General features: G+C 75.5%; 18 protein-coding genes and 1 pseudogene. 7 read left to right on the forward strand and 12 right to left on the reverse strand.

Annotation, left to right across the window (positions count from 1 at the left end):
- Positions 1 to 146: 146 nt before the first annotated feature.
- Positions 147 to 560 (reverse strand): annotated as a pseudogene (locus AB0H83_RS12100) (helix-turn-helix transcriptional regulator); the annotation flags it as partial.
- A gap of 36 nt (positions 561 to 596) precedes the next feature.
- On the opposite strand from AB0H83_RS12100, the gene AB0H83_RS12105 reads away from it, so the two are divergent.
- Positions 597 to 1,439, forward strand: a complete 843-nt coding sequence (locus AB0H83_RS12105) for a class I SAM-dependent methyltransferase (RefSeq protein WP_360091083.1) — start codon at positions 597 to 599, stop codon at positions 1,437 to 1,439.
- Here AB0H83_RS12105 and AB0H83_RS12110 read toward each other — a convergent pair.
- From AB0H83_RS12110 to AB0H83_RS12135, 6 genes are all read right to left on the reverse strand, one after another.
- Entirely contained in the window at positions 1,420 to 2,769 is a 1,350-nt protein-coding gene (locus AB0H83_RS12110; protein WP_360091086.1) for an aldehyde dehydrogenase family protein, read from the reverse strand. The two genes, AB0H83_RS12105 and AB0H83_RS12110, sit on opposite strands and share 20 nt — an antisense overlap.
- A 77-nt stretch (positions 2,770 to 2,846) precedes the next feature.
- A complete protein-coding gene (locus tag AB0H83_RS12115; RefSeq protein ID WP_360091089.1) occupies positions 2,847 to 4,574 on the reverse strand; it encodes an asparagine synthase C-terminal domain-containing protein in 1,728 nt (575 codons plus the stop codon).
- A gap of 96 nt (positions 4,575 to 4,670) precedes the next feature.
- Positions 4,671 to 5,183 (reverse strand): hypothetical protein, encoded by a 513-nt coding sequence (locus tag AB0H83_RS12120; RefSeq protein ID WP_360091092.1) that lies wholly within the window; start codon positions 5,181 to 5,183, stop codon positions 4,671 to 4,673.
- Between the two features lie 10 nt (positions 5,184 to 5,193).
- A complete protein-coding gene (locus tag AB0H83_RS12125) occupies positions 5,194 to 6,003 on the reverse strand; it encodes a hypothetical protein (protein ID WP_360091095.1) in 810 nt (269 codons plus the stop codon).
- 85 nt (positions 6,004 to 6,088) lie between these two features.
- Positions 6,089 to 7,102 carry a hypothetical protein gene (locus tag AB0H83_RS12130; protein WP_360091098.1) on the reverse strand — a complete coding sequence of 338 codons (1,014 nt, stop codon included), beginning with the start codon at positions 7,100 to 7,102 and terminating at the stop codon, positions 6,089 to 6,091.
- Complete coding sequence (locus AB0H83_RS12135) at positions 7,099 to 7,755, reverse strand: hypothetical protein (protein ID WP_360091101.1); 657 nt, start codon at positions 7,753 to 7,755, stop codon at positions 7,099 to 7,101. Before AB0H83_RS12135 ends, AB0H83_RS12130 begins: the two co-directional genes overlap by 4 nt.
- A 134-nt stretch (positions 7,756 to 7,889) precedes the next feature.
- Between AB0H83_RS12135 and AB0H83_RS12140 the strand changes: the two genes are divergently transcribed.
- Positions 7,890 to 8,435, forward strand: coding sequence for a hypothetical protein (locus AB0H83_RS12140; RefSeq protein WP_360091104.1), 546 nt, complete (start codon positions 7,890 to 7,892; stop codon positions 8,433 to 8,435).
- Positions 8,429 to 8,956, forward strand: coding sequence for an Hsp70 family protein (locus AB0H83_RS12145; protein ID WP_360091107.1), 528 nt, complete (start codon positions 8,429 to 8,431; stop codon positions 8,954 to 8,956). Before AB0H83_RS12140 ends, AB0H83_RS12145 begins: the two co-directional genes overlap by 7 nt.
- 8 nt (positions 8,957 to 8,964) lie before the next feature.
- On the opposite strand, the gene AB0H83_RS12150 is transcribed toward AB0H83_RS12145, so the two are convergent.
- Positions 8,965 to 9,522: a hypothetical protein gene (locus AB0H83_RS12150; protein ID WP_360091110.1), complete on the reverse strand. Its 558-nt coding sequence runs from the start codon at positions 9,520 to 9,522 to the stop codon at positions 8,965 to 8,967.
- A gap of 96 nt (positions 9,523 to 9,618) precedes the next feature.
- On the opposite strand from AB0H83_RS12150, the gene fabG reads away from it, so the two are divergent.
- Positions 9,619 to 10,380, forward strand: coding sequence for a 3-oxoacyl-ACP reductase FabG (gene fabG / locus AB0H83_RS12155; RefSeq protein ID WP_360091113.1), 762 nt, complete (start codon positions 9,619 to 9,621; stop codon positions 10,378 to 10,380).
- Between the two features lie 151 nt (positions 10,381 to 10,531).
- Here fabG and gntF read toward each other — a convergent pair whose 3' ends face one another.
- A complete protein-coding gene (gene gntF, locus AB0H83_RS12160) occupies positions 10,532 to 11,776 on the reverse strand; it encodes a guanitoxin biosynthesis pre-guanitoxin forming N-methyltransferase GntF (RefSeq protein ID WP_360091116.1) in 1,245 nt (414 codons plus the stop codon).
- Positions 11,773 to 13,338: an AMP-binding protein gene (locus AB0H83_RS12165; RefSeq protein ID WP_360091119.1), complete on the reverse strand. Its 1,566-nt coding sequence runs from the start codon at positions 13,336 to 13,338 to the stop codon at positions 11,773 to 11,775. Before AB0H83_RS12165 ends, gntF begins: the two co-directional genes overlap by 4 nt.
- Positions 13,339 to 13,467: 129 nt before the next feature.
- Here AB0H83_RS12165 and AB0H83_RS12170 point away from each other — a divergent pair, with 129 nt between their 5' ends.
- A complete protein-coding gene (locus tag AB0H83_RS12170) occupies positions 13,468 to 16,707 on the forward strand; it encodes a BTAD domain-containing putative transcriptional regulator (RefSeq protein WP_360091690.1) in 3,240 nt (1,079 codons plus the stop codon).
- 85 nt (positions 16,708 to 16,792) lie between these two features.
- Positions 16,793 to 18,016, forward strand: a complete 1,224-nt coding sequence (locus tag AB0H83_RS12175) for a cytochrome P450 (protein ID WP_360091122.1) — start codon at positions 16,793 to 16,795, stop codon at positions 18,014 to 18,016.
- Between the two features lie 106 nt (positions 18,017 to 18,122).
- Here the strand turns inward: AB0H83_RS12175 and AB0H83_RS12180 are convergent, their stop codons facing one another.
- Positions 18,123 to 19,028 carry an NmrA/HSCARG family protein gene (locus AB0H83_RS12180; RefSeq protein ID WP_360091125.1) on the reverse strand — a complete coding sequence of 302 codons (906 nt, stop codon included), beginning with the start codon at positions 19,026 to 19,028 and terminating at the stop codon, positions 18,123 to 18,125.
- A gap of 94 nt (positions 19,029 to 19,122) precedes the next feature.
- On the opposite strand from AB0H83_RS12180, the gene AB0H83_RS12185 reads away from it, so the two are divergent.
- Positions 19,123 to 19,680, forward strand: coding sequence for a helix-turn-helix domain-containing protein (locus AB0H83_RS12185; RefSeq protein WP_360091128.1), 558 nt, complete (start codon positions 19,123 to 19,125; stop codon positions 19,678 to 19,680).
- Positions 19,681 to 19,781: 101 nt separating this feature from the next.
- On the opposite strand, the gene AB0H83_RS12190 is transcribed toward AB0H83_RS12185, so the two are convergent.
- Positions 19,782 to 22,910 (reverse strand): GH92 family glycosyl hydrolase, encoded by a 3,129-nt coding sequence (locus tag AB0H83_RS12190; RefSeq protein WP_360091131.1) that lies wholly within the window; start codon positions 22,908 to 22,910, stop codon positions 19,782 to 19,784.
- Between the last annotated feature and the right edge of the window lie 22 nt (positions 22,911 to 22,932).

Below are 22,932 nucleotides of genomic sequence, written 5' to 3' on the forward strand. Positions count from 1 at the left end.
GAAGCGGCGACCGGCGTCGTGACCAAAGCGGCGACCGAAGCGGCGACCGGCGTCGTGACCAAAGCGGCGACCGAAGCGGCGACCGGCGTCGTGACCAAAGCGGCGACCGAAGCGGCGACCGGCGTCGTGACCGCAGCGGCGACCGGCGTCCTGACCGGCCTGGTGACCCGTTTGGCGACGCACGGCGGCAGGCCGGCCGTCGCGTCCGCCGCGCGGGCCCGGTACGCGCTGGGCGGCATCCCGACGAGCTCGGTGAAGCGGGTGCTGAAGGTGCCCAGCGACGAGCAGCCGACGGCGAAGCACACCTCGGTGACGGTGAGGTCGCCGCGGCGCAGCAACGTCATGGCCCGCTCGATGCGGCGGGTCATCAGGTACTGGTACGGCGACTCCCCGTACGCGGCCCGGAACGCCCGGCTGAAGTGCCCGGCGGACATGTGCACGCCCCGGGCGAGCTCCTCGACGTCGAGCGGCTGCGCGTGGTCCCGGTCGATGCGGTCCCGGACGCGGCGCAGCCGGGCCAGGTCACGCAGGTGCTGCGCGGTGGCGGGCTGGCTGGTCATACGGCCGATCGTGCCACATCCCGGTACCGTGTCACCGTGCCCGACGCGATCTTCGACCATCCGCGGCTCGCGGCGGTCTACGACGCGTTCGACGGTGAGCGCGGCGACCTGGACCTGTACGCCGGCATCGCCGAGGAGTTCCGTGCCGGGCACGTGCTCGACGTCGGCTGCGGCACCGGGTGCCTCGCCGTCCGGCTGGCCGGGTCGGGCCTGCGGGTGACCGGCGTCGACCCCGCCGCCGCGTCGCTGGACGTGGCCCGCGCCAAGCCCGGCGCCGACCGCGTCACCTGGATCCACGGCGACGCCACGACCCTGCCGGACCTGGCGATCCTGCCCGGCCCGCCGATCCTGCCCGGCCCGCCGATCCTGCCCGGCCCGCCGATCCTGCCCGGCCCGCCGATCCTGCCCGGCCCGCCCGCCAAGCCCGGCTCGCCGGACCTGGCGACCATGACCGGCAACGTCGCGCAGGTGTTCCTCACCGGCGAGGACTGGGCCGCCACGCTGCGCGGCATCCACGGCGCGCTGCGCGACGGCGGCGTCTTCGTGTTCGAGACCCGCCGCCCGCACCGCCGCGCCTGGGAGGAGTGGGCCGCCGACACCGGCCCGGTGGTGCGCGACGTGCCCGGTGCCGGGGTCGTCGAGCGGCGCCGGGAGGTGACCGAGGTGGCGCTGCCGTTCGTGTCGTTCCGGTACACGTACACCTTCGACGACGGAACCCGGCTGCGCTCGGACTCGACGCTGCGCTTCCGGGACCGCCCGGAGCTCGAACGGTCCTTCGCCGCCGCCGGCTTCGCCGTCGAGGAGGTCCGCGACGCTCCGGACCGGCCGGGCCTGGAGTACGTGTTCCTCGCCCGGAAGGTCAGTCCAGGCGGACCGTGACTGTCTTCGGGCGCTGGTACTCGGTGAGCGCCAGGACGCTGAGGTCGGTGCCGTGCCCGGAGCCGCGGCGGCCACCGTGCGGCAGCTCGGCGGTCTGCTCCAGGTGGCAGTTGACCCAGACCTCGCCGCAGTCGAGCTGCCCGGCGACGCGCAGCGACGTGCCGACGGCGGTGCCCCACACGCTCGCGGCGAGCGCCTGCGGCACCGAGTTGGCCAGGGCGACCACCCCGTCGAGGTCGTCGGCGGCCTGGACGGTGAGCGCCGGGCCGAACATCTCCCGGGTCACCGCCGGGTCGTCCGGCGGCAGGTCGGCGAGGATCAGCCCGGCCCGCCAGAACCCGCCGGCCTCGCCGTCGCCGACGGCCACGTCGCCGCTGCGGCGGACTCCGGCGCGGGAGCCGGCCACGATCGCGTCGAACCGGGCGACCTGGTCGGCGTTGTTCAGCGGGCCGAAGTCGGGGCCGGCGCGGCGGGCCGCCATCGCCGCGGCGAGCCGCTCGACGGTCTCGTCCACGTGGGAGCGCAGGGTGATGACCCGGGCCGGCGCCGCGCAGGACTGCCCGGCGTTGTACGTGCACGCCCCGACGAGCGCGTCGTAGGTGTCCTCGGGCGCGTCGGGCAGCACGACCGCGGCGCAGTTGCCGCCGAGCTCCAGGCTGACCCGGCGCAGCCCGGCCCGGGCGGCGACGTCGAGGCCGCCGGCCTGGCTGCCGGTGAACGCGACCGCGTCGACCTCGGCGCCGACGAGCAGCCGCCCGGTGTCGCGGTCGCCGGGCAGCGCCACCAGCACGCCGGGGCCGAGCGTGTCCGCGGCGTGCCCGGCGAGCAGCTGCGCGGTGTCCGGGGTGGTTTCGGCGGGCTTGAGCACGACCGTGTTGCCGGCGGCGAGCGCCGGTCCGAGCCGCCACGCCGCCATGAGCAGCGGATAGTTCCACGGTACGATCGCCGCCACCACCCCGAGCGGCTCCCACCGCACCCAGCTCTCCCGGCCCGGCAGCCGGTGCCCGGCGGCGGGGGTGAGGTCGGCGCGGACTGCCCCGGCGTAGAAGCGCAGCACGTCGGCGGAGTTCAGCACCTCCGCCCGGGCGTCCACTGTGGACTTTCCGGTGCCGGCGACCTCGCGCTGGACGTACACCTCCAGCTGCTGCTCGATGAGTGCGACGAGCGCGAGCAGGCGGTGCGACCGCTCCTTGGCGGTCAGGCCGGCCCAGCCGGGCAGCGCCGAACGGGCGGCGCCGACCGCGGCCGCCACCTCGGCGGGGCCGCCGGGCCGCAGCCGGGTGCGGACCAGGCCGGTGCGCGGGTCGGTCAGCTCAAGATAGGTACTCACGCCGTCTCCTCCGCTGCGCTCCGGCGCCGGCTCCAGCTGAGCCCCTGGTTCGCGGCCCGAGCCGCTCCGCTGGCCGCTCACGCCACATCGTAGGCACGCAGCCACAGCTCGAGCGTCAGCACCAGCCACACCTTGCCGCCCTGCCGGGGCAGCAGCGCGCCCTCGCCGCGCAGCCAGGCCCGGATCGTCGCCGGGTCGAACAGGCCGCTGGTGCGGCTGCCGAGCAGCACGTCGTCGGCGAGCTCCCGCAGCGGCCCGCTCAGCCACTGCTGCACCGGCACCCGCATGCCGCTCTTCGGCCGGTCGATGATGGTCGCCGGCAGCAGGTCGCGCACCGCCTCCTTGAGGATCCATTTCTCGTCGGTGCCGGCCAGCTTCAGCCGCGGCGGGACGGTGAACGCGTGGTCGATGACCTGCCGGTCGAACAGCGGGGCCCGGCCCTGCAGCCCGCGCGCCGCGGTGAGCCGCTCCACCTTCGTCAGGATGTGGTGCGCGCCCTTGGTGCGCAGGTTGCAGTGCAGCAGCCGGTTCAGGTGCGACCGCATCGTGCCGGGCGACAGGTACGGCGCGACGAACCGCTCCGGGCCCGGCGCGTCGTGCAGGGCGCGCAGGGTGTCCGCGGTCAGCAGCGCCGGCAGGTCCGCGTAGCACTTGCGGTAGGAGCGCAGGTACGCCAGCGCCCGGGCGTCCGGGGACGGGTCGTCGCGGTGCAGCTCGTACAGCAGCATCGGCAGGTTCTTCGGCCCGCCGAACACGGGGTCGCCGCCCTCGCCGTTGAGCACGACCCGCATCCCGTCGCCGGCGACGGCCTCGGCGAGCATGAGGTTCGGCACCGTGAGCGGGTCGCCGACAGGGCTGTCCAGCAGCGCGACGGTGTCCGCGAGCCGCGCCGCGACCTGCTCGCCGGAGACGTTGAGCACCTGGTGACGGGTGTTGCAGTGGGTCGCGACCAGCCCCGAGTACGCCAGCTCGTTGGGCAGGTCGTGGCCGAAGCTGATGGAGTACGTGCGGACCTCCTGGTCGTGCAGCTTCGCCGCGAGCGCGGTGACCAGGCTGCTGTCGACGCCGCCGGACAGCAGCACCGCGGCAGGCTCGGCGGCCGGCAGCCGCAGGCTCGTCGCCCGCTCCAGCAGCGCCCGCAGGGCCGCGGCGTGCGACGCGGCGTCGGCGGTGTCGTCGACGGCCTCGGTCGCCTCCCAGAACACCTGCTCCTCGACGGTGCCGTCGGCGCGCAGCCGCACGATCCTGCCGGGCAGCACCTCGTGCACGCCGCGCAGCAGCGTCTCGTCGCCGGGCAGGTACGCGAACGTGAGGAAGGAACGGACCGCGGCGAGGTTCAGCCCGGTGTCCAGCGCCGGCCAGTGCCGCAGCGCCCGCAGCGACGTCGACGCCGCCCAGCCGCCGCCGGTGCCCGACCGGGCGTGGAAGACGGTGCGGGCGCCGACGTGGTCACGGATCAGGACCAGGTCCGCGCCGTCGGCGACGGCCAGCACGAACATCCCGTCGGCGGCGCGGATCCCGTCGGCGCCGAGGCGGGCGTACAGCCGCAGCAGCAGCGCACCGTCGGGGACGTCAGGTGGCGCCGGGTCGCCGGCCCGGGCGAGGGCGGCGAGCAGCTCGGCCCGGTTGTGCAGCACGACCTCACCGGCGGCGCGCAGGTCACCGGCGGTGAACGGGCCTTCGGCGAAGCCGGGCTCGCCGTCGACGACGCCGAGGGCGGCGGCGCCGACCTGCGCCACGGGCCGGGCGCCGAGGCCGGTCAGGGCCTGCGGGCCGCCGCCCAGCGTCGCTGCGATGCGTGGCACGACTCCTCCTCCTGATCTCATGATCCCGAACGGTTGCGGTCGCCCTGGCTACCGGAACCATTCGGGATCATGAGAGGGCTCCGGTGGGCAGAGGGCTCAGCCGAAGTCGTCGTCGGAGCCGCCGTCGCCGTCGCTGTCGTCGGACCAGCTGCCGTCGTCGTCGCCACCGCCGTCGTCGCCACCGCCGTCGCTGCTGGACTGCTGTTGCTGCTGGGCCTGCCGGCGCAGCTCCTCCTCCTCGAACTCCGACAGCATCAGCGGCGGCGCGACGATCGCGCCGAGCAGCGCCCCGGCGCCGACCGCGGCGAGGATCGCGCCGGTGCGGCCGCCGAACGACGTCCGGTTCACCGTCAGCGTCCCGTCGCCCCACGCGGTGCGGCCGTAGCCCTGGTCGCGGCCGTACACGACCTGCCCGGTGGTGTACGTGCGCTTGATGATGCGGTTGCCGAGGACCTCGTCGACGCCGCTGCGCCCCGAGTTGTCCTGCCACTGCACGTGCCGGTCACCGGAGCGGCGCCGCCACTCCTCACGGCCGTCGGCGAAGCGGCGGTGGACGCTGCGGTCGCTGAGCAGCTGATCGGTGTACTGGACTTCGCGGTACTGGCTCACAGCACTCCTGTCATGCGGCCGGCCAAGTCATGAACCCGGTGGCCTGCAGCTGGCGCAGGCGGGCGGTCCTGCGGCGGTGCCGGGTCTGGCCGCGGACCAGGCGGTGCACGGTGCGCAGCAGCCGGGCCGGGTTGACCGCGGCGACCTCGACGCCGCGACCGGCCCGCAGCCACCGCAGCTCCCACGGTTCCAGCCCGGCCGGCGCCGTCCCGGCGGCGGTGGACCGGTCGCGGGGACCGGTGGTCAGGTGCAGCGCGGCGGCGTGCACCGGGCGCAGCCCCAGCGGGTGCACGCGCAGGTCGCCGGCCCACGCGCGGACGTCCTCGACGGCCGCGTACCCGGACCGGGAGGCGTCGTGCAGCACGTACACGACGGCGTCGCCGGTGCGCCGCAGCGCCTCGGTCAGCCGCGGGTCGAGCGGCAGGTCACGCAGCGCGAACACCGGGCACGCCGACTCCATGTGCAGCTCGTTGGCCAGCAGCATCCCGGTGATCGCCGGGTCCTGGCAGACGAGCAGCCGGGGCAGCCCGTAGTCGTACAGGTCGGGCACGTCGTCCCGGGGCGCGGTGCGCCGCTCGGCGGGGCCCTCAGCAGGCTCCGCCAGCAGGCCGGGCACCGGGCCGTGCCGCTCCAGGGCGGCGAGGAACCGTGCGTGGCCGACCGGTGCCGGCAGCGTGAACCTGAGATTGCGCGGCAGCCGGTGTACCGGCAGCAGCCCGCGGCACACCTCGTAGTACAGCTGCCGCCGGGTGAACCGGATCCGCCCCGGCGCCCCGGCCCGTACGACCGCCGCCGCCACCGCCCGGTCCAGAATGGTCATGCCGCCGCCTCCGCTGCGCTCCAGCGTCGGCCTGAGCTCCACCCTGAGCTGCTGATTCGCAGCCCTCCGCTGCGCTGCGGGCCGCTCATGCCGCGGGCCAGGTCATGAAGCCGATCGCGGCCGCGGCGCGGCGGGCGGGGTCGCCGGCGCCGCCGAAGTGGGTGGCGACCTTCTGCACGCGGGTGAGCAGTTGCGCGGGGCGCAGCGCCGCGACGGGGGAGGACCAGCCGTCCCCGAGCCACTCCAGCTCCCGCGGGCTGAGGTCGGTGTGGCTCTTGAGCCAGGCGACCCGCTGCGGGTCGCGGGCCTTGGTGCGCAGCTTGAACGGGTCCTTCGCGGCGAGCACCGTGCGGGGGCGCAGGCCCAGGTCCACGACCCGCCGGCCGGACAGCTCGTGCCGGGCGGTGGCCAGGAAGATCTCGCCGTCGACGCTGGCGTCGCGCAGCACCGCGACCGGGGTCGCGGGCGGCAGCCCGGCGACGTTCGCGGCGAGGGCCGCGTTGAACCGGCGCTCGACCTCGTTGATCCGCAGGCACGCGAGCACCGCCGGGTCGGGGCAGAGGATCGCGAACGCCGGCTGGGCCGGCGGCGGGCCGGGCCGCACGTTGGGCTCGTCGACGATGCCGCCGGGCGGTTGGCCGTAGACCCTGCTCCAGCCGCCGAGGATCTCCTTGCGGAACTGCTGCAGCGGCATCTTCACGGCGACCTCGCGCTTGATGACGCCGGCCAGCCGCAGCGCGATGACGGTCGCACTGATGAGCAGCAGCACGACGCCGACCACGGCGAGCGCTGTGACGTCGCCGAACAGGCCGACGGCGAGCAGCACCCCGCCGATGAGGATCGGCACCACGATCCCGCACCCGGCGGTGCCGTTGCTGGCGGCCTTGTTCGTCTTGCGGGCGGCCGCGTACCACAGCTGCGTCGTGGTGTACCAGTGCCCGCCCTCGGACAGCTTCGCGGTGAGGCGGCGGACCTTGACGTCGTGCAGGGCGAGCGGGTTGTCCTTCGGCTCGAACACGAACGGCTTCTTGCACGTGCCGCACCGCGAGCCGGTGCGCTCCTTGCGTTTGAGGTTCGCGGTGCAGTGCGGGCAGATCATGCCGGTCCCTCCAGGCTCACGGCGAGCCGGCGGGCGGCCTGCGCCACCCGCTCCCGCCAGGTCATCCCGCCCGGTGACGGCGCCGAGCCGACCGCGTGCAACGCCTTGGCCAGCGCCGGGTAGTCCAGCTCGGCGCCTGCGGGCTCGCCCGCCGCCCGCCGCTCGGCCTCCTCGGCGGTGATCGCGTAGTCCTCGTGGTCGATGCCGAAGCCGGTGTTGGCGGCGAGGATCAGCAGCCGGCCCGCGCCCCGGTTGGCGAACGAGTGCGGCAGCAGCGCCGGGATGCGGATCATGACGCCGGGGGTGAGGCGGACCGTCACCGCCTCCTGCCGCTGCTCGTCGTACAGGCCGCACGCCGCGTAGCCGAGGCTCAGCACGAAGTGCTCGCCGCCGTGCGCGTGCGGGGTGAACGCGCTGTGCCCGCGCATCAGCCCGAGCTTGTACGTGGCGTTGCTCGGCCGCTCCGGCGACGTCAGCGCGTCACCGACGAGGTACCGGGCGTGCTGCCCGCTGTCGATGAACGGCAGCAGCGCCGCGGGGTCGAGCAGGTCGCCGCGGCCGGTCCGGGACGTCAGCAGCGCCGTGCCGTCCGCCGTCAGCGAGTACAGCTCGACGCCGTCCGGCAGTGCCGCGGATGCCTCGGTACCCCTCACACTGGGCACTGTACGAAACGCGCACACCCTTGCGCACCAACTCATCGGCCGGTTGCCTGTCGCGGCTGAACAGCCGGTGAACACGGGGTGTCGCGGAGCTGCCCACCCCTCGCCGGGCCGCCAGCCGCGAGGACGTGGCCGCGCTGCTGGCCACACCCCGCCCGTCCGGCGCCGGCCGGGCGACCATGGTGCGGCGGCGCAGGGCCGGGCGGCCGATGGCTCGCCGGCCGCTGCTGCCGTCGGCGGTGTTCGCGGCCGAGGACGGCACGTTCGCCGTCGGGCGGGACGCGCTGCACCTCGCCAAGACCGCGCCCGACCGCTTCGAGCCCTCGCCGAAGCGGTGCATCGACGACCAGACCGTGCTGCTGGGCGGCGTCGAGCACCCCGTCGTCGACCTCATCGCCGCGGTGCTGACCCGGGTGGTGGCCGAGAGCCGCCGCATCCTGGACGGGGCGACCCCGGCCGCCACCCTCACCCACCCGGCCTCATGGGGGGCCGCGCCGGCGCGAACTGCTCGTCGCCGCCGCCGTCCGGGCCGGTCTGACGTCGCTGACGGTGGTCGCCGAGCTCGTCGCAGCCGCCGGGTTCCTCACCGGGGTGCACCCGGTCGACGTGCCCGCCGGCGGCACCGTCCCTCGTGTACGACTTCGGCGGCGGCACCTTCGATGCGACCGTGCTGACCCGAGCATCGAACGGGACGTCCGCCGGGTTCACCGTCACCTCGACGGAAGGGCTGCCCGACGCCGGCGGGCTGGACGTCGACGCGGCGCTCGTCGCGCACGTCGGCGCCGCGTACGCCGTGCTGGACCCGCAGCGGTGGCAGCGGCTGCAGCATCCGGTCGACGCCACCGACCGCCGGGCGCGGTGGACGCTGTGGGAGGACATCCGCACGGCGAAGGAGATGCTGTCGCGGTCGAGCTCGACGAGCATCCACGTGCCGCTGTACGACCGGGACACGGTGCTCACCCGGGACCAGTTCGAGGTGCTGGCCCGCCCGGTCATCGACCGCACGGTGGCCGCGGCCCGGGCGGCGCAGGCGGCGGCCGGCGGGGCGGCGCCGTCCGCGATCCTGCTCGTCGGCGGCTCCAGCCGCATCCCGCTCGCCGCCACCGTCCTGCACCGGGTGACCGGCGTCGCCCCCACGACGCTGGAGCAGCCCGAGACCGCGGTCGCTGAGGGCGCGGCACTGCACGCCGGTTGAGGTGCGGTTCAGCAGCCGCCCTTGCCGAAGTCGAGCACGACCCGGGCGGTGCCGCCCGGCCAGGTGACGTCGACGGCGAGGCAGGCGGCCTCGCGCAGGGCGAAACCGCCGGCGAACTCGGCCGCCGGGGGCGGGTCCGCGGTGTCGCCGCAGGCGGCGAAGGTGACCGTGTCGTCGAGGCCGTTGCGGTACGTGAGCGCGGCGACCCCACGCTGCGCCGCGGGGACCGTGACGGTGGCGGGGGTACCGGGGCGCAGCCGCATCGCGACCTTGAACCGGCGCCAGCCCTGCGCGTCGGCGGCCCTGGCCGTGAAGCCGGCCCGGTCGCCCCACGCGTAGTCGAGCGGGGCGAACACGGCCGGCCCGGCCGACGGCGCCGCGCGCCACGCGTCGTCGCCGAGCCCGACGCTGACCAGGCCGGCGCAGTCACGATCGGCCACCCGCCCCGCCCGGGACGTGGCGGGTGCGGTGGCGGGGCCGGTGGCGCCGGGCGCCGGCGCGGTGGCGGTGCACGCGGCGAGCAGCAGCGCGCCGGCCAGCGGCGCCGTGCGTGGCAGTACGGGCATCGACCGTGACCTCCCTGCGGTGTGCGTACCGTGGAGAATCACACCAGCGCCGGCCGGTTCCCCGCCGGCCGGACGGGACGAGGAAAGGACGGCGGCATGTTCGACCTGACGGGCCGGCGGGCGCTGGTCACCGGCGCCGGGCACGGCATCGGCGCGGCGATCGCGGTGGCACTGGCCGAGCACGGCGCGGACGTCGTCGTCCACTACGGGCGCTCGGCGGACCGGGCCGCCGCCGTGGTGGACCGTATCGCCGCGCTGGGCCGCCGGGCGGTCGCCGTGCGGGCCGACGTGACCGACACCGCGCAGGTCGACCGGCTCCTCGCCGAGACGGCCGGGCACCTCGGCGGCCTGGACATCCTGGTCTGCAACGCCGGGCACCTGGTCGGCCGGGTCGCCGTGGGGGAGATGAGCGACGAGCACTTCGCGCGGGTCACCGACGTGAACCTCACGGCCACGTTCCGCACCGTCCGCGCGGCGCTGCCCGCCCTGCGCGCCGCCGGCTCGGGGCGGATCATCACGATGGCGTCGCTGGCCGCGCACACCGGCGGCAGTACCGGCGCGGTCGCGTACGCCGCCGCGAAGGCCGGCATCATCGGCCTCACCAAGGGCCTGGCGAAGGAGCTGGCCGCGGACCGGATCACCGTCAACGCGCTCGCCCCGGGGTTCATCGGCGACACCGACTTCCACGCGACCTTCAGCACCCCGGCCCGCCGGGAGGCGACCGTGGCGGCGCTGCCGGCCGGCCGGGGCGGCACCTCCGCCGAGGTCGCCGCCGCCGCCGTGTACCTGGCCTCGGCGGAGGCGGCGTTCGTCACCGGCACCACCCTGGACATCGACGGCGGCGCCGCTCCGCGCTGAGCCGGGGGCGCCGCTCCGCGCTGAGCCGGGGGCGCCGCTCCGCGCTGAGCCGGGGGCGCCGCTCCGCGCTGAGCCGGCGGCGCCGCTCCGCGCTGAGCCGGGGGCGCCGCTCCGCGCTGAGCCGGCGGCGGCCGCGGGCCGGTGCGGAGCGTCAGCGGCGGCGTGCGTGGCACAGGATGATGCCGCCGTAGCCGTGCGCCGCCTGCTGTGGCACCTGCCGGACCTCGATCGCCGGCGGCGTGAAGTCCGGCCGCAGGACCGCCCGCAGGTCGTGCTCGTCGATGTCGGCGCTCGGGAACGACCGGCCGGCGACGGTGTAGCCGCGGCAGCGGCGCAGCGCCGCCGTCACGAACAGCCCGCCGGGCTCGACCAGCCCGCCGATGTGCCGCATGAACCGCGCCCAGGTCGCGCGGTCGGCGGTCGCGGAGTCGGCGCAGTAGGCGCTGACCACGGTCGCGTACCGGTCCGGCAGCGGACGGGGCCGTCCCGCGTCGACCTCGACCAGGTCGGTGATCTTCTTGCGGGTGAGCTCCTCCCGCGCGGCGACCTCGTCGTCGGTGGGCTCGGCGTTGCCCTCGCAGCGCAGGGTGTACCGGACGAACGGCCGCCAGTCGTGGGCCCGCGGGTCCCGGTCCAGCCACCGCCGGATCTGCGCCAGGTTGTCCGGCAGGTAGTCGCCGAGGTGCAGCTCGGAGGCGGTCTCGGCGGCCGCGAACACGTGGTGCAGGGTCGGCCCGACCCCGAAGAACAGCACCGGCCGGTCGGGTTCGGCGCCGCGCAGCGCCTCGACCAGGAACGCGATGGTCGCGACCTCGTCCGGCTCGACCGTGCGGTAGTAGCCGTCCAGGTACGCCGCCGGGTCCCAGTCCGTGTCGAACGACGCGTACCGGCGCCGCCGCAGGAACGTCCGGGTGAGGCGGGCGAGGCCGTACTCGTAGCCGGCGGCGCCGAGGTTCGCCCCGGCCAGGAACAGCACGGCCCCGGTCGCGGTGACCGGGTCGGTGAGCACGGCCGCGCCGAAGGCACCCGCGTAGTAGGGCACCTCCTTGGCGACCTCGGTCGCGGTGTACCCGGCGGCGGCCGCGACCCGCGCCGCCCGCGGGCCGGTGCCGTAGCGGCGCGCGAGGTCGTGCGCCGCCTTCGACAGCACGTTCGTGCTGGTCCCGGTCGCCGCCAGCAGCGCCTGGTTGGCGCGCAGGTTCGCCCGCAGGCCCCAGGCCCAGACCGCGTAGCTGGCCACGAGCACCGCCACCGCCCACCGGTGGCCGAGGTCGCCGAGGACGCCGGAGGCGACCAGCGCCACCCCGGCGGTCGTCGCGGTGGCGTCCAGCGCGTACGCCGACACCGCCGTCGCGGCGAGGCTGACCACCCAGGCGCGTGCCCCGGCGCCGGTCACCGGGGGGCCCGTTCGGCCGCGGCGAGCAGCCGGCGCAGCGGCTTGCCCGTCGGCGAGCGGGGGACCGCCGGGATGAAGGCGACCGCGGCGAGGCGCTTGAACGGGGCGACCCGCTCCGCCACGTACCGCAGCAGCTCCTCGGCGCTCACCGGCGAGCGCAGCACCACGTGGGCGACCGGCACCTGCCCGGCGTCCGGGTCGGGCCGGGGCACCACGACGGCGTCGGCGACCGCCGGGTGCGTGCACAGCAGCTGCTCCAGCTCGACCGGCGGCACCTGGTGGCCCCGGTACTTGATCAGCTCCTTGAGCCGGTCGACGACGTAGACGTTGCCGTCGTCGTCGACGTGGCACAGGTCGCCGGTGTGCAGCCAGCCGTCGGCGTCGAGGGTCGCCGCGGTCTCCTGCGGCCGGCCGCGGTAGCCGCGCATCAGCTGCGGACCGCGGACCCACAGCTCACCGGCCCGCCCGGCGCCGAGGTCGGCGCCGTTGCCCGGGTCGACGACGCGGATCTCGGTGCCGGGCAGCGGCCGGCCGACCGATCCGCGCCGCGGTGCCCGCGGGTCGCCGACGGCGATGAGGGCGGCGGTCTCCGTCATGCCCAGCCCCTGGCTGACGCCGCACCCGAGCCGTTGCGCGCAGCGCTGCTCGGTGGCCGCGTCCAGCGGTGCGGCGCCGACCCCGACGTTGCGCAGCGACGACAGGTTGAAACGGTCGACGAGGGGGTGCCCGGCCAGCGCCCGGACCACCGGCGGCACCACGATCGTCAGCGTCACCCGCCGGTCCTGGATCGCGCGCAGGAACGCCTCGAGGTCGAAGCGGGGCAGGGTCACCACGGTCGCCCCGGCCGCCAGACCACCCGTCATCAGCAGGGTGAGGCCGATGACGTGGCAGAACGGCGCGACCGCGAGCACGACGTCGTCCTCGGTGAAGTCGAGCACCGCCAAGGCCTGCCGCACGTTGGTGACCACGGCGGCGTGGGTGAGCTCGACCCCCTTCGGCAGGCCGCTGGTGCCGCTGGAGTACGGCAGCGCGGCGACGGCGCGGTCGAGGTCGGCGTCCGGGTCGGCGACGGCGGTCGCCGGCGGGTGGTCGTGCTCGACCAGGGCGCCGAACGTGCCGCCGAACACCAGGACCTCCTCGACGCCCGCGCGCCGCGCCGCCTCGGCGGCCCGCTCCAGCAGCGGCGCCTCGGTGACCAGCAGCCGCGCGCCGGCGTCGGCGAGCTGCGCGGCCAGTTCCGCGGCGGTCAGCGACGGGTCGGCGCCGGTGACGGTGCCGCCGGCGGCCATCGCGCCGTACACGGCCAGCGCGTAGTCGGGCCGGTTCGTGCTGTGCACGGCCAGGACGTCACCCGGGCCGAAGCCGCGCGCGGCCAGCGCGGCGGCGACCCGCCCGACCCCGCGGGCGAGCGCGGCGTAGGTGATGACGTCGCCGGTCGCGGCGTCCAGCAGCGCCGGCTTGCCGCCGAGACGGGCCGCGTGCCGCAGGACGAGCTGGTGCACGGCGGCGCCGCCGACCTCCACCTCGGGCAGTCCGGCGGGTACGGCAGGGATGGCTGGCATGGTGGCTCCTTCGACTCGGGTCCCCGGTACGTGCCGGGACCGTAGGCGCGGGAGCGTGTGCGGAGCGTTTTCCGGTCGTGTGCGGGGCGTCGCGCGCGATATGGTGCTGTCCGACGACGGCGGGTGGCGATGACGGACCAGCGGCTCACGCTGCATGTGCTCGGCCGCGCCGACCTTGCCCTGGGCGGGCACCCATTGACGGACCTCGCCTCGGTCAAGGCGGCGGCGCTGCTGATCTACCTGTCCGTGACCGGCACCGCCCACCCCCGCTCGGCCCTCGCCGGGCTGCTGTGGAGCGACCTGCCGGAGGCGACCGCCCGGGCCAACCTGCGCCTGGTGCTGACCAAACTGCGCCGGGTCGTGCCCGACCACCTCCAGGTGACCAGGCAGCACGTCGCGGTCACCGCCGTGTGGGTCGACGCGGTCGAGGTCGCCCGCGCGGTCACCGCCCCCGATGTCGACGCCGCCGCCGTGCGGCTGTGCCGGGGCGAGTTCCTGCACGGCTTCGACGTGCCGGGCGCCGCGCTGTTCGACGACTGGGTGGCCGCGCGGCGGGCCGCGGCCCGCACCGACATGCTCGCGCTGCTGGACCGCGCCGTCCAGTGGGCCCGCGACCGGGCCGACCCGGCCGCCGGCGTCGACGCCGCCCGCCGCATGCTCGACGTCGACCGGCTGCACGAGGAGGCGCACCGCACCCTCATGTGGTTCCTCGCCGCCGGTGGGCAGCGCGCCGCCGCCCTCGCCCAGTACGAGACCTGCCGGTACCTGCTCGGTGAGGAGCTCGGGGTCGAGCCGTCGGCGGCGACGACCGCCCTGCGCGACGAGATCGCCGGTGCCGCCGAGGCCCCGCCGCCGGTGCCCCCGCAACCGCCGGCTCCCGCGCCGCCGCGGCCGCTGACCGCCCTCATCGGCCGGGCCGCCGAGCTGACCCGGCTGCACCGGCTCCTCGACGACCCCGCGTGCCGCCTGGCGACGCTGATCGGGCCGGGCGGTGTCGGCAAGACCCGCCTCGCCGTCGAGCTCGCCGACGCCCGGCGGGACCGCCGCCGGCACGGCGTGGTGTTCGTGTCGTTCGCCGGCACCGGTCCCGGCACCGACGCCGACGTCGTGGTCGCCGGCCTCGCCGCCGCGTTCGGCGTCGGCCTCACCGTGCCGCGCGACCCCCTGGACCTGCTCGTCGAGCACGTCCGCGGGCGGGAGCTGCTGCTCGTGCTGGACAACCTGGAGCACCTGCCCGGCGCCGCCGCCCCGATCGCGGCGCTGCTGCGCGGGGCGCCGGGCGTGCAGCTGCTGGCGACCTCGCGCCGCCCGCTCGGCCTCGGCGTGGAGTGGCTCGTCGAGGTACCCGGCCTGCCGTACCCGCCGGCCGGCGCGGGCGACGCGGCGGCCGGCTACGCGGCCGTGCAGCTGTTCCAGGAGCGGGCGCGGCTGCTGCGCCCGGGCGTCGAGGCCGACGTCGAGGGCATCGCCCGGATCTGCCGCCTGGTCGCCGGCCTGCCCCTGGCGATCGAGCTGGCCGCCCGCTGGGTCCGCTCCGCCGCCCCGGGCGTCATCGCCGACCGGCTCGCCCAGGGCCTCGAACTGCTGGAGACCGGCGCACCCGACGTGGAGCCCCGGCACCGCAGCATCCGCTCGGTGATCGACGCGTCCATGCGGCTGCTCACCGACGAGGAGCGCCGCGCCCTGCGCCGGCTGTCGGTGCAGCACGGCTTCGACCTGGCCGCCGCCGAGGCCGTGGCGGACGCCGGCCTGCCGCTGCTCGCCGGCCTCATCGACCAGTCACTGATCACCGCCGGGCCCGACGGGCGGTACGCGATGCATGAGCTGCTGCGCCAGTACGCCGCCGGACGGCTCGCCGAGGACCCCGCCGAGGAGGCGGAGACCCGCCGCCGCCACGCCGTGCACTACGACGCGCTGCTCACCGCCGAGCCGGCCGGCGTGCCCGCGCTGGACGCGGCGAACCTGCGCGCCGCCGGCGAGTGGTTCACCGCCACCGCCGACCCCGCCGCGCTCGACGCCCACCTTCGGCGGGTGTGGACCGTGTACCGGCGGGCCGGCTGGTTCCGCGAGGCCCAGGCGGTCATCGGGGCCGCGCTGCGCCGGTCCGGCGTGCCCGGCCTGTACCGCGGCCGCTGGCACCGGCTGCTCGGCGAGGCCCACCAGCAGCTCGGTGCGGCCGCCGCGGCCCGGCAGGAGCTCGAACGGGCGCTGGCCGTGCTCGGCGCCCCGGTCCCCGGCTCGGGCGCGGGCCTGCTCGCGATGCTCGCGGTGCAGCTCGCCCGCCGCCTGCGCCCCGGCATCCCCGCCCCGGCCGGCGGGCGCCGCCGCGAGGTCCACCAGGAGCGCGCCGCCACGTGTTTCGCGATCAACGAGGTGTACTGGGTCCTCGACGAGCACCGGCTGATGCTGCCCGTCTCGCTGCTGGGGCTCAACGACGTGGAACGGTCCGGCGACGCGGACCTGACCGCGCTGACCCGCGCCGGCTTCGGCATGATCGCCGGCAGCCTCGGGCTGCGCCGCCTCGCCCGCCGCCACCTCGCCCTGGCCGTCGCGGCCGTCGAGCGGCACGGCGAACCCCTCGTCGCCTGCTGGGTCGGCATCGTCGGCGGCCTGCACTGGACCGGGGTCGCCGACTGGGCCGCGGTCGACGCCGCCGCCGCCCGGGCCCTGGCGCGGCCCGCCGCGCCGCTGCACCGCTGGGCCGACGACGTCCGCCTGGTCGCCGGCGTGGCCCAGCACCTCACCGGCCGGCACGCCGAGGCGGTCGCCGCCGCGGCCGAGTGCGTGGCGTCCGGGCGCGAGCGCCGCGACCCGGTCGTGCACCTGTGGGGCCTGCTGCTGCTCATCGAGGCGACCCTGCGCGCCGACCCGGCCGACCCCGCGCTCGACGGGTGGCTGCTGGAGGCGTCCGAGCTGCTGCCGCACGCGGCCACGGTCGACGCCGCCCGTTTCCACACGGCCGCCGCCCGGGCGCACCTGGCCGCCGGCCGCAGGGCGCAGGCGTGGCAGGCGGTGCGCACCGCCGACCGGCTCCTCGGCCCGCGACCGGCGCGGGCGCAGTACGGCCTGGACGCCCACGCCGGGGTCGCCGAGGTGTGCCAGGCCCTGCTCGGCGGCGGTGGTGACGTGCCCGCCGGCCTGCGCGCGGTCGAGGCCACCGCGGTGCGGCGGTTGCGCCGGTACGCCCGCACGTATCCGATGGCCCGCCCGCGGGCGCTGCTCGTGCTGGGCCGGCACCTCGCGCTGCGCGGCCGGACCGGGGCCGCCCGGCGGGCCTGGGCCCGCGCCGCGCGGGACGCCGACCGGCTGCGGATGCCACCGGAGGCGGCCAGGGCCGCCGCCGAGCTGCACGGACCGGCGCGGCCCTGACGCCTACCCGAAGCGCCGTGACGCCCACCCGAAGCGGCCCTGACGCCCGCCCGAAGCGGCCGTGCCGCCCGCATAAAGTGGACGAATGCCCGACATCGTGCAGAACCCGGAAGTGCTGGCCCTGCTCGCCGAGCTGACCCGGATGCCGGGGCGTGCCGACCCGTACCCGCGCTACGCCCGCCTGCGGGAGATCTCGCCGGTCGTGCGCGCCGAGGACGGCGCCCTGGTGGTGACCGGCTACGGCGACTGCGCGACGGTCGTGCGCGACCCGCGCCTGCAGCACCTGCCCGCCGACATGCTGGCCTTCGTCGGCTTCCCCGACTGGCGCGAGCACCCGGCGCTGCACCAGCTGTTCACCAGCATGCTGACGCTCAACCCGCCGGACCACACGCGGCTGCGGCGGCTGGTGAGCTCCGCGTTCACCCCGCGGCGGGTCGAGGCGCTGCGCCCGGCGATCGAGCGGATGGTGCAGGACCTGCTCGACGCCATGGAGGGCGCCGGCGAGGCGGACTTCGTCGAGGCGTTCGCGTTCCCGCTGCCGGTCAACGTGATCGGTGAGCTGCTCGGCGTGCCGGAGCCGGAGCGCGCCGGCTTCCAGACCCTCGTGCGCGACTGGACCCAGGTCCTCGAGGTGATCACCCCCGACGTGCTCACCCGGGCCGACCCGGCCGCCGCCGCCATCCGCGACCACCTCGCCGGGCTCGTCGAGCAGCGCCGCCGGCGGCCCGCCGACGACCTGCTCAGCGCGCTGGTGCAGGCGCAGGCGGCCGACGACCGGCTCACCGACGAGGAGGTCCTCAGCAACGCCGCGCTGCTGTTCGCGGCCGGCTTCGAGACGACCACCAACCTGCTCGCCAACGGCGTCGCCGCCCTGCTCGGCCACCCCGAGCAGTACGCGCTGCTCGGCCGGGACCCCGCGCTCGCCCAGCCGGCGGTGGAGGAGCTGCTGCGCTTCGACAGCCCGGTGCAGCTCAGCAGCCGGGTGGTCACCGCGCCGCTGGAGCTCGGCGGGGTGACCGTGCAGGAGGGGGAACGGGTCGTGGCGTACCTCGGCGCCGGCAACCACGACCCGGCCCGCTTCGCCGACCCGGGCGTGCTGCGCCTGGACCGCGCCGACAACGCGCCGCTGTCCTTCGGCGGCGGCATCCACTACTGCCTGGGCGCGCCGCTCGCCCGGCTGGAGGCGCAGATCGCGCTGCCCGCCCTGGCCCGGCGCTTCCCGTCGCTGGCGCTCACCGGCGACGCGCAGCGGCGCGACAGCCTGAGCCTGAAGGGGTACACCAGCCTGCGGGTACGCACCGGCCGCTGACTCGGCGATGGACAGTGCCGGGCAACGGGTCCGCGCTGGTGGTGCTCATCTCACCCCGCGCGGGACCTGGTGCCCGTTTCGCCCGAAAGGCTGCTTGGCTAGCCTCCTAGGATGCCGTACCGGGTGTGGCGGGGACTACGAGCCGCGCGAACAGCCCGGCGCCGACCCTCGTGAGCCAGGTCCGCAGGTCCATCAGGCCCGGGTGTAGCCGCCGCAGCGCGTGGATGTCGGCCTGCCACCCGCCGAAGGAGCCGGCGCGCTGGACGTTGTCGATGTCGATGCCCTGGCCGGCGAGCACCTCCGCCGGCACGGGCGCGGCGGGGATCTCGATCCCGGTGGCCCGGGTGATGGACGAAGCGAGCTCCTCGCGGGTCACCTCGTCACCGGCGAGCTCCAGGGCGAGGCTGAGGTAGGTCGCCGGGTCGGCGAAGGCGAGGGCGGCGAACGCGCCGATGTCGTCGACGGCGATGAGCTGCACCCGGGCGCCGGGGGCGATCATCCGGATCAGGGCGGTCGGGCTGGTCACCCCGTACTTGGCGGAGGCGTGGTTCTCCATGAACATCACGGGCCGCAGGAACGTGGCGGGCACGCCGAGGGCCCTGATGTGCTGCTCGATCTGCCACTTGGTGTCCCAGTGGGTGATGCCGCTGCCGCGTTCGACGCCGCCGACGGAGGTGTAGACCAGGTGCCGGACCCCGGCGGCGTGCGCGGCGTCTGCGACGTTCACCCCGAGCCGGACTTCGTCGATTTCGAAGTGCGGCGCGTCGTACGCGGGCTGGACGCTGAACACGCCGTGGGCGCCGGCGAAGGCGGCGTCGAGCGAGGCGCGGTCGCCCATGTCGCCGGTGACCAGCTCGGCGCCGGCCTCGACCAGGGCGCGGGCGGCGGGCGTGCCCTGGTCGCGGACCAGCGCCCGCACGTGCCAGCCCTCGCCGGAGGCGAGCAGTTGGCGGGCGGTGGCGCCGCCCTGCAGTCCGGTCGCGCCGGTCACGACGATGGTGCGTTCGGGCATGGTTCCCCCTTGGTATGCTCGCCCCGGACGTTCCGGAGCGCTGCTCCGAAAATACGGAGCGGTGCTCCGAATTGTCAATGCCGAGGGGAGCCACATGGCTGAGACGGTCCGTGCCGACGCGCGCCGCAACCACGACTTGCTCCTCACCGCCGCCCGTGAGGCGTTCGCGGCGCGCGGCACCGACGCCTCGCTGCGCGACATCGCCCGGCAGGCGGGGGTGGGGATCGGCACGCTGTACCGGCACTTCCCGACCCGGGAGGCGCTGCTGGAGGCGCTGCTGGCGAGCCGGTTCGACGCGCTGCGGCAGCGGGCCGAGCAGCTGTCGGCGGCCGCCGCGCCGGGGGACGCGCTGCTGGAGTGGCTTGGCGAGCTGGCCGCCGGGTCGGTGACCTACCGGGGGTTGCCGGAGTCGGTGATGGCCGCCCTGCGCGACGAACAGTCGCGGCTGCACGCGTCGTGCGCCGGCATGCGGGCCGCGGGCGGCCTGCTGCTGCGGCGGGCACAGGAGGCCGGGGAGGTGAGGGCCGACGTGACCGCGGCGCAGCTGCTGGCGCTGGCGGCGGGACTGGCGTGGGCGGGGGAGCAGTCGGCGGACCCGGCGGACATGGTGCGCCACCTGCTGTCGATCGCCGCCGGCGGGCTCAGGAGCTGACGGCGGGCTCGTGAGCTGGCGGCGGGGTCAGGGGCTCACGGCGGGCTCGTGAGCTGGCGGCGGCCGTCACCGCGGGGCGTGCGGTGACGGCCGCCGGTGGGTCAGCCGTACGCCTCGAACTCGTAGATGCGCGCGGCGGTGTTCGTGTTCTGCGTCGGGGTGATGACGTTGAGCCGGATGTAGCGGGCGTTGACGTTCGTCGTGGTGGTGGTGACGCTGGCGGTGTTGGCGCGGACCTGGGCGGCCGTGGTCCACGTGCTGCCGTCGGGGGAGGTCAGCAGGTCGTAGTCGCGGGTGTTCCAGGCCGCGTCCTCGCCGCCGGCACCGGCGTGGCGGACCACCAGGGATCCGATGTGGACGGTGCTGCCGAGGTCGACCTGCAGGAACTTGGTCGCGCCGAGCGAGCACCACTTGTCGGCGTTGCCGCCGGTGACGCTGCCGTTGACCGCCTTGTCGGGGCCTTCGGTCGCGGCGCAGGAGGAGTCGGCGGTGGCGGGGCGGCCGAGGGCGAGGTTGCCCGTCGGGGCGCCGCCACCGTACACCTCGAACTCGTAGATGCGCGCGGCCGTGTTGCCGTCGTTGGCGGGGGTACCGATGTCCACCTTGACGTAGCGGGCGGTGCGCGGCGAGACCTGGTGCAGGGTGCGGCTGGCGCGGTTGCCGGTGACGGACACGGCCTGGGTCCAGGTGGTGCCGTCGGTGGAGGTGGAGATGGTGAAGGCGCCCGTGTTCCAGCCGGTCGACTCGCCGCCGAGGCCCGCGTGCTTGAGCACGAACGAGCTGACGGTCTGGCTGGAGCCGAGGTCGACCTGCAGGAAGCGCGGGGCGCTGCCGGTGCAGAACTTGCTGTTGCCGGCGAGGCTGCCGTCGACGGCCTTGGCCGCGGACTCGGCGCTCGCGCAGGCGGCGGAGCCGGTCGCGGTCTTGTTCAGCGCCAGGTTGGGGCCGAGGTTCGGCGCGGCCGGGGGCTGGGTGGCGCCGTCGGTGAAGGACGGTGGGACGTTGCCCGCGCCGGTGCCCCAGCTCGATTCGCTGCCGCCCATCGTGTACTGCAGGGTGCCGCCGGCGGCGAGGTCCGGGTAGCGCAGGTAGTTGTTCGCCACGGCGGAGCCGTTGAGGGTGAGGCTCTGCACGTACTGGCTGGACGGGCTGCCGCCGTTGATCTGGATGTTGCCGGCGGCGCGCTGGATGAGCACCGACGGGAACGTCGGGCCGTGGACGGCGAGGGTGTCGGCGCCGGGGGTGACCGGGTACATGCCCATCGCGGACCAGACGTACCAGGCGGAGGTGGCGCCGAGGTCGTCGTTGCCGGGCAGGCCGCCGGCGCCGGTGGTGAACGACTCGTTCATGACGCGCCGCACGGCGGCGGAGGTCTTGCCGGGGCGCTGCGCGAAGTGGTACGCCCACGGCACGTTGTGCTCGGGTTCGTTGCCGATGTAGAAGTACGGCCGCGACAGCCCGCCGTTGAGCTCGGTGAAGTGGTGGTCGAGGCGCTGCACCGCGGTCTGCGGCCCGCCCATGAGGTTGATGAGCCCGCCCAGGTTGTAGGGGACCATCCAGGTGTACTGGGAGGCGTTGCCCTCGGTGTAAGGGCTCTCCTGCGCGGGGTTGAGCGGCCATGGCCAGCTGCCGTCGCTGTTGCGCGGGTGGATGTAGCCGGACTCGCTGTTGAAGGTGTTGCGCCAGTACTGGGCGCGGGTCATCGCCGAGGTGTAGGTGGCGGTGTCGCCGGTGGCCCGGGCGAACTGGGCGACGGCGAAGTCCGAGGCCGAGTACTCCATCGAGTCCGAGGGTGCGCCGGGGATGTACGTCTTGGACGCGTACTCCGACTGCCGGCCGCGGATCGGTGAGCCCTGCATGGTGCCGCCGGCGATGGCGTTCTTCATCAGTTGCAGCGCGGCGGCGGTGTCGAAGTTGCGGGCGCCGAACGCGTAGGCGCTGGACACGATGATCGGGCCGGGGTCGCCGGTCATGACGAAGTCCTCGTTGATCTGCTGCGACCACTTGGGTAGCAGGCCGCCCTGCTGGCCGTCGAGGACCATCGACTTCATGATGTCGCTGGCGACGTCGGGGGCGATGAACGCGATGAGCGCGGCCCACGAGCGGTAGATGTCCCAGCCGGAGTAGTTCTGGTACACGGGGTGGGCGGCGGTGTGCACGGCGTTGTCGAAGCCGCGGTACTGGCCGTTGACGTCGCTGGCGACGTTCGGGTTCTGCATCACGTGGTAGAGCGCGGTGTAGAACTTCTGCAGCTCGGTGGCGCTGCCGCCGGTCGCCTGGACCCGGTTGAGGGCGGTGTTCCAGGCGCTGTCGGCGTTGGCGCGCACGGTGTCGAAGGCGGCGGTTTCCGCGTTGAGGTTGGCGGTGGCGTTGGCGACGCTGACGAAGGACAGCGCGACGGTCGCGTTGACGGTGCGGTTGCTGCTCGTGTCCCAGGTGATGATCGCGCCGGTGTTGACGCCGCTGGTACTGGTGGAGCCGTTGCTGATCGTGCCGCCGTTCCAGGTGCCGACGGACGAGGGTGCCCGGTCGAAGCGGATCGAGTAGTAGATCTGGTAGGTCTTGGACGAGCCGCAGAACCCGCCGGCGGTGACGCTGCCGGTGACGTTGCTGCCGGAGATGCTCACCGAGCCGCTGCGGTTGCCGGTGGCGGACCGGCTGGTGTTGATGAGCAACCGGGCGGTGGTGGTGCTGGGGTAGGTGAGGCGCAGCGCGCCGGTGCGGGTGGTCGCGGACAGTTCGGTGTCGACGCCGTACTTGTCGAGGCGGTTCTTGTAATAGCCGGCGGACGCGGCCTCGTTGGTCTTGGTGTACGCCGAGGCGTAGCTGGTCCAGGCGGTGCCGGGGGAGGAGCCGAGCGCACCGGTGACGGGCAGCAGGCCGAGGTCCTCGTTGTTGGGGCAGCCGGCGCCGTTGAAGTGGGTGAGGCTGAACTCCTCGATGGTGCGGTCGCGGTCGCGGTACCCGGACGGCGACGCGGTCGGGGTGTCGGGGCTGAACTGGGTCATGCCGAACGGCACGGTGGCGCCGGGGAACGTGCTGCCACCGGCGCCGCCGCCGACGGGGTTGGGGGAGTTGCTGTCGTCGGTGCCGATCAGCGGGTTGACGTATTGGGTCAGGTTGAGATCGGCGGCGTGGGCCGGTGGTGCCTGTGCGAGCGCGACGAAGGCGCTGCCCAGCAGGGCTGCGCCCGCGCCGGCCAGCAGTCGGACCGTGCGTGATCGGGACATGGGTGGTCTCCCGTTCGTGGCG

Origin of the sequence: Dactylosporangium sp. NPDC050688, assembly GCF_040654515.1 — a bacterium.
GTDB lineage: Bacteria > Actinomycetota > Actinomycetes > Mycobacteriales > Micromonosporaceae > Dactylosporangium.